Here is a 6,354-nt window from a genome sequence, read left to right as displayed (position 1 = left end):
TGCGGCCTCAACCACGGTGATCTCGCTGCGATATACTCGTTGAATTATGTCTAGTCGTTTCTCGTCTTTCATTGTCAGGGTTGTCATCCTTCCACCCTGACATAATTACGTTGCCGTTAACCCCTGACATAATCACTTTGCTACAACAGATGGCGAGAAAGTCTCTGACACCCACTCCCTCGGCCTGCTAGGAATGCGCGAGCGGGCCGCGTCGCTGGGAGGCAACATCGCCGTGGAACGGAATCTCATCAAAGGCACTTCCGTGATCACCCACTTACCACTGCCAGTCGTGAATGCCATAACCGAATTCGAACCGCGGAGACCGCAACTATGATTCAGGTCATCATCGCCGACGATCATCCGATGCTGCGCCGCGGCATCAAAAACATTCTCGAAGAAGAAGCCGACATCCAGGTGGTCGCCGAAGCGTCCAACAGCCAAGAGCTCCTCCAGCGCATCGAAAATACTGCCTGCGACGTCGTGCTCTTGGATATCGGCATGCCCGGCCGCGACGGCCTTGACACGCTTTCCTACCTGCGCCGCGCCTATCCCAAACTGCCGGTGCTCATCTTGAGCGTTTATCCCGAGGACCAGTTCGGCCCGCGGGTGCTCAAGTCGGGAGCGACGGGCTACATGAACAAAGAAGCCGCCTGCGACCAACTGGTCCAGGCCGTGCGCAAGGTCTGCATGGGTGGCAAATATATCAGTCCCGCGCTCGCGGAAAAAATCGCCACCGATCTCGCCGCCGACAATAGTTTATCGCCCCATGAGAAGCTCTCGGACCGGGAGTATCAAGTGATGCGCATGCTGGCGTCCGGCAAAACCGTCGGTCAGGTGGCGCGAGAACTATGCTTGAGTGAAAAGACTATCAGCACGCACCGCTCACGGATTTTGGAAAAGATGGAAATGAAGACCAACGCGCAGTTGACCTACTACGCGCTCTCCAACGATCTGGTCAGTCCAGACGCCAAAACCTAAACGCCGTCGATTCGCGCAACAGCACAGTCGTAGGACAAACACCGATAAAATATTCAGTATTCCACCGGTTATATTTAAAGATTCTTTTCGATATCCTCGACTCGTTTCTTTCTGTTGAGGACTTGAGAACTTGTTTTCACACGGCAACTCGTTAAACGCTCACGCATTCCCACCCACCCTTAACAAACCGATTCAGCGTGCTGTCGACGATCCCGGCACGTTTCTAATCGGCGAGCATCCGTTGATGCAAAGAGTTACGGCCCTGGTCCGGCGCGTCGCGGTCACCGATGCCACGGTGTTGATCACCGGCGAGAGCGGCACCGGCAAAGAAGTGGTCGCGCGCATGATCCACAGCTTGAGCCCGCGCGCCAATAGTCCGCTGCTGCCGATCAATTGCGCCGCGATTCCCCACGAGCTGCTCGAGAGCGAACTGTTTGGCCACACCCGCGGCGCCGCCCACGCGGCGCGCGCCGGCATGTTTCAGCTCGCCAACGGCGGCACGATTTTTCTCGACGAAATCGGCGAAATTCCTTTGACGCTGCAACCCAAGCTCTTGCGCGTGCTGCAAGATGGCGAAGTCCGGCCGGTCGGCGCCGATCACGCCATCGCGGTCAACGCCCGGGTCATCGCCGCGACCAACAAAGATCTCACCAAGGAAACCGAGCTCGGCACCTTCCGCGAAGATTTATTTTATCGTCTTCAAGTTATCCCCTTGCATCTGCCGCCGCTCCGCTCGCGACGCTCCGACATCCCGCTGCTGGTCAGCCACTTCTTGGAGCGGGCGAACCGGAAATACGGCACCACCGCCAAGATCTCGCACGAAGCCAATGTCTATCTTTGGGAATACGACTGGCCGGGCAACATCCGCGAGCTGGAAAACGTCGTCGAGCGGCTGGTCGTGTTATGCGAGGACAACCACATCGGCTTGGCGGACTTGCCCGCGAATATCGCCAGCTTCGCTTCCGATAAAAAAACTCCTCAGCCCTCGCTCAGCAACAAAGACTTGGATTTACATGCGGCGCTGCGCAATTTCGAGGAGCGGCTGATCGACGAAGCTTTGCGCCTGTCGGATGGCAACAAAGCGATGGCGGCGCGCATGCTCAAGCTCAAGCGCACCACCTTGGTCGCCAAGTTACGCAACCGCTCACTGAGAAAGGAACAAGACGAAGATGCGTGGAACTGCGCCCAACCCTAACCCGTCCCTGCCCTTTACGATCTTGATCGTCGATGACAATCGCGACTTCGTCGATCTGATCAAGCACTTGCTCAACCATCATGGCTTTGACGCCGTGTGCGCCTACAGCGGCGCCGAATGTTTGGAAATCATCCGCCAGCAAAATATCGATCTGGTGATTTTGGACGTGATGATGCCGAAGATGGACGGACTGTCGGTGTGCCGCGAACTCAAATCCATCGCCCCGGACTTGCCGGTATTTTTACTGACGGCCAAAGACGATCTCGCAACCCGCGCCGCCGCCATGGAGTTCGGCGCCAGCGACTTTCTCACCAAGCCGGTCAACATCGAAGATTTTCTCACCAGGGTGCGCACCCAGTGCCATATCTCCCATTGGGATAAAAATCTCGCCACCACTCTCGGCACCACCGGTTAGCTCCGCCGCGATTAAAGTTCTTCGCTCATTGCCCGATAGTTTAGTGGGCGCGGTGCACCGTTTCGACCGCGCCACCGAGCCTCGCAATGCCGACAGTCCGCCAAACTTATCGAAACAAATCGCTCCAGGCCCTGGTGCTAGCGATGGCGATCCAGGAATTGATTCAACCAGCCAATACGAAAGCTGCTGGGGCTCTATCTGACGCAAAGTTGTTTGCGGTAAACGTGAACGTGGTTCGGCGTTGTTCGATTGCCGTTGATTTAGCCAGTGATGAGAAATTAGCGCAGGGCGAAAATCGCCGCAGCGTCTCGGCGAAACTAGATCGAGCTGTCACCATCGCCTGTTCGCCCGGTGCCAATCAAAACGTGCGCATCGGCGACGGCAGTAGCGCGCCGGCACCGACAATTCCGCTCGGCGATCCAGTTCAGCAAAAACTACGAATCGAAGGCACTCACGTTATCACAGTCGATTTTTAGTAAGAAAAAAACCGCGGCTAAACTACTGCCAAGTCACCACGTCGGTAATGACTATTTCTTCCGACGAAACCAACGAGCGCGTGCCATCGTCCCAGCAAACGTTGACCAGCTGGCCGCCTTCGCCTTCAAGCTCATAGATGATCGTACCCTCGGTCGAAGCGCCAATCGTCCCGTCGATATCGAGGATCTCCTGCGCCGCGCGGCAGCGCACCCCTTTCAGACTCACATCGATCATTGTCCCAACTCCGTGATCCTGGCAAACCTTCAATCCAAGCTTTCCATCCGTCGAAAAATGGCACTCTAATCATGATTGAATTTCCATTTCAACTGCGAAATGGAAAAAAATCCGCGCCAAGAAACGCCAGCGCAAGGTCATCATGCGGCGTGAGCGAATGGAGCTAACCGAGCAAAGCTAGCTGAACGTCCATGACGTTGGTGAAGGTCGGGCCGGTGATCAAAAGATCGTCCGTCGCTTGCAGGAAGGAATAAGAATCGTTGCGCGCAAGATAGTCGGCCGCGCGTAAGCCTCGGGTGGCTCCCCTTCGAAGGGTAAAACCATCAACGATGGCGCCAGCCGCGTCGGTCGGCCCGTCGCCGCCGTCAGTGCCGGCGCTCAACACGACGACGTTGTCGATGCCGGCGATCTCCACGGCCGCGGCCAAAGCGAATTCTTGATTGCGTCCGCCCAAGCCATCGCCACGAAGCGTTACCGTCGTTTCGCCACCGGAGATCAAACAAAGCGGCGCGCCCGCGGCGCGCCCGCGCGAGAGGATAGTTTTGACCAGCGCCATGTGAGACTTGGCCACGTCGCGGCTCTCGCCTTGCACTCGGCTCGACAAGATCATCGCGCGGTAACCCAAAGCTTGCGCGCGCTCTTTTGCCGCGGCTAACGCCAAAGCGTTGCTGCCAACGATTAGATTTTGCACGCTGTGAAAAATTCCGTCCGATGGTTTGGGAGTTTCACCAATCCCACCTCGCGCCCCGCGTTCCAACAAAGCGAGCGCCGGCCGCGGAATCTCTTTAAGCAGTCGATAGCGGCGAAGAATTTCTAGACAATCGGCGAAGGTTGTCGGATCGCCAACCGACGGCCCGGAAGCGATGGCGTCAAGATCGTCACCGACGACATCGGAAAGCAGCAGCGCGGCCAATCTTGCCGGCGTTGCTAATTGCGCCAGCCGCCCGCCTTTGAGCTGCGAGAGATGTTTGCGCAGCGCATTAATTTCTTGAATAGTTGCGCCACTGCCAAGCAGAAGCTCGGTGGTCAACTGTTTGTCTTTCAACGTAAGACCGATTGCCGGCATCGGCAGCAACGCCGAGCCGCCGCCGGAAACGACAAACAAAATGAGATCGTCGGCGCCAGCCGCCGCCGCAATCTCCATGACCTGACGCGCCCCTTCGAGTCCAGCGCGGTCAGGAATCGGATGGCCAGCTTCGATGACTTTGATTTTTTCCAACGCCAGCCCGTGACCGTACTTGACGACCACGACACCACCGAAAATCCGATCGCCGAGCAACTCTTGCAGCGCCAGCGCCATCCGCGCCGCGGCCTTACCACAACCGATGACGAGAATGCGGTGAATCCCATCGAGATCGTAACTGCGCGCGCCAATCATCAAGCGATGGTCACGCAGTTCAACATGGCGCGGAATGGCGGTTAAAGGATCGGCCGCAGCGAGCCCCGCCGAGAAAATTTCCCGTACATGGTCGCGCATGGAACTCAAGGAAGCCATTGATGGAATCTAACCCACGGCTAAGGAAAATGACAAACCGATAACCGAGCTATGGACAGCTCTAAATTAAAGGAAAGAAATTGCTAGCAAAACAAATAGCGGAAACTAGAAGAGCCGAAAGCCGCCAAAGCCATACTCACCGATCCATTTGTTGGTGTTGGGATCGTAAATGTCGATGAGCATATTTTTTTCCGGGTGGCCGGCGAGAAAACGGGAGAAAATCTCGATGAACTCTTCCTGCTTGGTGCTGTCCGCTTGCAGGAACGGTTCGCCGACATAGAGCCGATGGGGACGCTTGCTGCTGTCGAGTCGCAGCCAGAAACGGGAGCCGTTGGAGCCGGCTTGGTCTAACTGTTTGCGGTATTCCGAGATCTGCTCCTGGATGGCTTTGAAGTTGGGAACCTGGGCCCAAGCCGTCGCTGAAAAAAACAATGCGGATGCTAGGAAAAGTATTCTCGCTTTTCCCGGCATCCGCATTGGTCAGTCCTCGTCGAAAACGATTAGGTTAGTTAACTTTGATTTCCGCGCGGCGGTTCTTCGCCCGGCCTTCAGCCGTCTTGTTATCCGCGATCGGCTTGCTTTCGCCGAAGCCCTGACCGGATACGCGACCGCCGTCGACGCCCTTTTTCACGACGTAGTCTTTTACCGATGCGACACGTCGTTCAGACAAAGCCTGGTTGAAAGCGTCGCTGCCAGCGCTATCGGTGTGACCGGAGAGATTCGCCTTCTTCTCCTTATTCTCGTTCATGAAAGCAACCAAACGATTCAAGATCGCCCCGGCTTCCGATTTGATGTTGCTCTTGTCGAAATCGAAGAGCACGTCATCGAGAATAATCGTCCGCTCAACTTTCGCCGGAGGTGGCGGCGCCTTTGCCGGCGGAGGAGGCGGCGCCTTTGCCGGAGGAGGCGGAGGAGGAGTTGGCTTCGGCGCCGGAGGAGGCGGTGGTGGTGGAGGCGGTGGCACCGGTTTCGGATCTTCCGCGATCAAATAAGCTAGACCACCACAGATTAAAGCACCCGCTGTAGCGCCGATGGCGGCACCAGCCGCTTCATTACGGTGCTTACCTTCAATACCTTGATGCGCCATGACCGCGCCCATAGCCGCGCCGCCGGCACCACAAAGTCCCGCGCCCCAAAGCGCAGCTTGATTCTTGGTCATTCCCGCACAACCCGTGAGGAAAAACCCTAGCGCCGTCAACGCTAGATACCGTTTATTCATATTTCTGCCTCCCAGCAAGTTGAATCAAAATTTCGCTCAAGCTAGTACACCGCCATCGGCTTGTCAAGAATTTTGTCACACTTTTTAGGCAATAACCCCGCGCTCGTCGTGACTTCTTCCAGACAATTCGGAGCGGCGCTGGCACCCCAATCGCTCTTTGTTTTCGGTGTAATTGTGGCTATATGAAGACTAATTGTTGGCGCCGATTGAATATTGACCCACCCTGCCGATTGAATATTGACCCAGGGCCGGTCGCTACGTTTTGAATCCTTGTCTGTGGATAAGTGTAATCAATATCTGGTTTTTGATGTTCTCCTTTTCTATCTTACTTAGCAAGCAGA

General features: G+C 56.1%; 8 protein-coding genes. 4 read left to right on the top strand and 4 right to left on the bottom strand.

The genetic code is table 11. The features are described from left to right. Window positions 1–330 precede the first annotated feature (330 nt). The 4 genes from EXR70_24675 to EXR70_24660 all read left to right on the top strand — a co-directional run bounded on the left by EXR70_24675 (window position 331) and on the right by EXR70_24660 (window position 3,064). On the top strand, window positions 331–978 hold the full coding sequence (locus tag EXR70_24675; protein ID MSP41692.1) for a response regulator transcription factor: 648 nt from the start codon (window positions 331–333) through the stop codon (window positions 976–978). 244 nt (window positions 979–1,222) lie between these two features. Further along, window positions 1,223–2,173, top strand: a complete 951-nt coding sequence (locus tag EXR70_24670; protein MSP41691.1) for an AAA family ATPase — start codon at window positions 1,223–1,225, stop codon at window positions 2,171–2,173. Then, complete coding sequence (locus EXR70_24665) at window positions 2,148–2,588, top strand: response regulator (protein ID MSP41690.1); 441 nt, start codon at window positions 2,148–2,150, stop codon at window positions 2,586–2,588. Before EXR70_24670 ends, EXR70_24665 begins: the two co-directional genes overlap by 26 nt. Window positions 2,589–2,731: 143 nt before the next feature. Further along, complete coding sequence (locus EXR70_24660) at window positions 2,732–3,064, top strand: hypothetical protein (protein MSP41689.1); 333 nt, start codon at window positions 2,732–2,734, stop codon at window positions 3,062–3,064. A gap of 22 nt (window positions 3,065–3,086) precedes the next feature. Here EXR70_24660 and EXR70_24655 read toward each other — a convergent pair whose 3' ends face one another. From EXR70_24655 to EXR70_24640, 4 genes are all read right to left on the bottom strand, one after another. Further along, window positions 3,087–3,299, bottom strand: coding sequence for a hypothetical protein (locus EXR70_24655; protein MSP41688.1), 213 nt, complete (start codon window positions 3,297–3,299; stop codon window positions 3,087–3,089). 163 nt (window positions 3,300–3,462) lie between these two features. After that, window positions 3,463–4,776 (bottom strand): glycerate kinase, encoded by a 1,314-nt coding sequence (locus tag EXR70_24650; GenBank protein ID MSP41687.1) that lies wholly within the window; start codon window positions 4,774–4,776, stop codon window positions 3,463–3,465. Between the two features lie 123 nt (window positions 4,777–4,899). Next, entirely contained in the window at window positions 4,900–5,265 is a 366-nt protein-coding gene (locus tag EXR70_24645) for a hypothetical protein (protein ID MSP41686.1), read from the bottom strand. Window positions 5,266–5,299: 34 nt separating this feature from the next. Beyond that, complete coding sequence (locus EXR70_24640; GenBank protein MSP41685.1) at window positions 5,300–6,013, bottom strand: OmpA family protein; 714 nt, start codon at window positions 6,011–6,013, stop codon at window positions 5,300–5,302. Window positions 6,014–6,354 lie beyond the last annotated feature (341 nt).

It is taken from the genome of Deltaproteobacteria bacterium, assembly GCA_009692615.1.
GTDB lineage: Bacteria > Desulfobacterota > Binatia > UBA9968 > UBA9968 > DP-20.
The sequence above is the reverse complement of the archived record's forward strand: the minus strand, read 5'-3'. Positions and strand labels throughout refer to the sequence as shown.

Coding starts and splice junctions, on each gene's coding strand:
- EXR70_24675 (MSP41692.1), top strand. CDS start 331: ATGATTCAGGTCATCATCGCCGACGATCATCCGATGCTGCGCCGCGGC.
- EXR70_24660 (MSP41689.1), top strand. CDS start 2,732: ATGGCGATCCAGGAATTGATTCAACCAGCCAATACGAAAGCTGCTGGG.
- EXR70_24655 (MSP41688.1), bottom strand. CDS start 3,299: ATGATCGATGTGAGTCTGAAAGGGGTGCGCTGCCGCGCGGCGCAGGAG.
- EXR70_24670 (MSP41691.1), top strand. CDS start 1,223: ATGCAAAGAGTTACGGCCCTGGTCCGGCGCGTCGCGGTCACCGATGCC.
- EXR70_24645 (MSP41686.1), bottom strand. CDS start 5,265: ATGCCGGGAAAAGCGAGAATACTTTTCCTAGCATCCGCATTGTTTTTT.
- EXR70_24665 (MSP41690.1), top strand. CDS start 2,148: ATGCGTGGAACTGCGCCCAACCCTAACCCGTCCCTGCCCTTTACGATC.
- EXR70_24650 (MSP41687.1), bottom strand. CDS start 4,776: ATGCGCGACCATGTACGGGAAATTTTCTCGGCGGGGCTCGCTGCGGCC.
- EXR70_24640 (MSP41685.1), bottom strand. CDS start 6,013: ATGAATAAACGGTATCTAGCGTTGACGGCGCTAGGGTTTTTCCTCACG.